Source organism: Nocardiopsis sp. TNDT3 (assembly GCF_003427465.1).
GTDB lineage: Bacteria > Actinomycetota > Actinomycetes > Streptosporangiales > Streptosporangiaceae > Nocardiopsis > Nocardiopsis dassonvillei.
This window is the reverse complement of sequence record NZ_QPFC01001159.1, coordinates 1-2,289: the sequence shown is the minus strand read 5'-3', so window position 1 is coordinate 2,289 and position 2,289 is coordinate 1. Positions and strand designations below refer to the sequence as shown.

Below are 2,289 nucleotides of genomic sequence, written 5' to 3'. Positions count from 1 at the left end.
CCGGTGCGCACGGCGAGGGCGCCGGGGCTCTGGTCGGCGACGTGGGAGTCGGGCAGCCGGAGCCGCAGCGCCGACGTGCCCACCTGGCGGGACCCCACGGGCAGCCGGGGCGCGGGAGGCGTCCGCGGGGCGGCCGGGGGCGCCAGCAGGTCCGGTCTCCCGGGGCGCCGCGAATCACGGAGCAGGCGGTCCACCAGGGCCGCCACCTCGGGAGAGGCGGCGGAGGCGGACATCCTGGGCAGCGGTGGCACCGTCTAGACCTCCTTCCCTGACGGTGTCGGGTGCTCAGCCACGCGGGTGGACCTCGGCGTTCTCCAGGATCCCGATGGCGTCGGGGACGAGCACCGCGGCGGAGTAGTAGGTGCTGACGAGGTAGGAGATGACGGCCTTGTCGTCGATGCCCATGAAGCGCGCGTTGAGGCCGGGCTCGACCTCGTCGGGCAGGCCGGTCTGGTACAGGCCGATGACGCCCTCGTTGTCCTCGCCGGTGCGGACCGCGATGATCGAGGAGGTCTGGTGCTCGGTGACCGGGATCTTGCCGCAGGGCAGGAGGGGCACCCCGCGCCAGGCGGGCAGGTGGTGGCCGTTGACCTCGACGGTGCCGATGTTCAGGCCCCGGCTGTTGCACTCCTTGCCGAAGGCGGCGATGGCGCGGGGGTGGGCGAACATGTACTGGGTGTTGCGGCGCATGCTCAGCAGGTCGTCCAGGTCGTCGGGGGTGGGCGGCCCCGAGTGGGTCTGGATGCGCTGCTTGAACTCGGCGTTGTGGAGCAGGCCGAACTCGCGGTTGTTGACCAGTTCGTGCTCCTGGCGCTCGCGCAGGGCCTGGATGGTCAGCCGCAGCTGCTGCTCGGTCTGGTTCATCGGCTTGTTGTAGAGGTCGGCGACCCGGCTGTGCACCCGCAGCACGGTCTGGGCCACGCTCAGCTCGTACTCGCGCGGCCTGAGCTCGTAGTCCACGAAGGTGCTGGGCAGCTCGGCCTCGCCGACGTGGCCCGAGGACAGGGCGATCTCGGCCTCGCCGTGCTTGTTCTGCCGCTCGCCGGGCAGGGACAGGTACTGCTGGACGTGGGCCTGGAGGGCGGGCGAGTCGTCCAGGATCGCGATGAAGTCGCGGCGGGGCAGCTCCAGCAGCGTGCCCGCCGTCGCGGCCTTGACGGTGTACTCCCACGCCGGTTCGGTGCCGAGCAGGTGCTGGTCGCCGAACCTGTCGCCGTCGGCCAGCACGCCCAGCCGGACGGCCTCGCCGTAGGGGCCGGTGCCGGTCTTGTGCACGCGCCCGTGCGCCAGCAGGAACAGGCTGTCGGCCGCCGTGCCCTCCTCCACCAGGACCTGGCCGTTCTCGAAGTCGCGCTGGACGAAGCGGTTGGCCAGGGCCGCCAGCACCTCCTCGTCGTCGAAGCCGCGCAGCAGGGCCAGCTCGCCGAGTTCGTGGGGGATGACCCGGACCCGGGCGCCGGTCTGCTCGAACTCGATCCGCCCGTCGCCGACGGTGTAGGTCAGCCGCCGGTTGACCCGGTAGGCGCCGCCGTCGGTGTGCACCCACGGGAGCATCCGGGTCAGCCAGCGGGAACTGATGCCCTGCATCTGCGGCGTGGACTTGGTGGTGGTCGCCAGGTTCCGCGCGGCCGCGGTACCCAGGCTCTGCTGCTTGCTGCTCCGGACCTCAGGAGCCGAGTCGATCGACATCCGCCGTGTCTCTCCTCATGGTGGTGGCGCGCCCGTCCCGCGGGGCCGGGGGAGGTGGCCCCGCGGGCGGGAGCGCGCCGGGAAAGGTTGCGCGTATTCGGATACATGGCGTGACCCGGGCACGTCGGCGCACAGGCCAGCTTTCTCCGTAAACCGCTGATCACCCTAGGAGCACCCATTCGGGCTTCGCAGGGAAACGAGAATTTTTCTCGGAAGCGCCCGAGGGGTCCCTGTCCCATATCCGTGCCGCCTCCACCGGACCCGGGGTCACACATCCCGACGAAAGGCACTTCTCGACCACGCCACAAGCCCACGAACAGGGTGTACGACCCCAAAAACGCCCGCACCCCTCACGCCCGAGTACGAACATATCTGCGAACAGAAACCATGAATTCATGACATTTCATGATGTGAATTTTCGATGAGGAAGGACCGGGCACGCCGCCTCCCGGTCACCGAAGAGGCGCATTACGGCCAACCGATGCCACGCCCGCACCGCGACTCCGACGCGACCCCGGGAGAACACCCGGGCGCTCAGTGGCACGGATCACACCGACCCGGCCGCACTCCCCCGCACACGCCCGCACACCGCCCCCGCGG

Annotated in this window: 1 protein-coding gene and 1 pseudogene; both read right to left on the bottom strand. The window is 70.4% G+C overall.

Features of this window, described 5'->3' with window-relative positions; translation table 11 throughout:
- A pseudogene (locus DQW06_RS25105) lies at positions 1 to 251 on the bottom strand (terpene synthase); the annotation flags it as partial.
- 34 nt (positions 252 to 285) lie between these two features.
- On the bottom strand, positions 286 to 1,689 hold the full coding sequence (locus DQW06_RS25100) for a family 2B encapsulin nanocompartment shell protein (RefSeq protein WP_013153645.1): 1,404 nt from the start codon (positions 1,687 to 1,689) through the stop codon (positions 286 to 288).
- Between the last annotated feature and the right edge of the window lie 600 nt (positions 1,690 to 2,289).

Coding starts and splice junctions, on each gene's coding strand:
- DQW06_RS25100 (WP_013153645.1), bottom strand. CDS start 1,689: ATGTCGATCGACTCGGCTCCTGAGGTCCGGAGCAGCAAGCAGCAGAGC.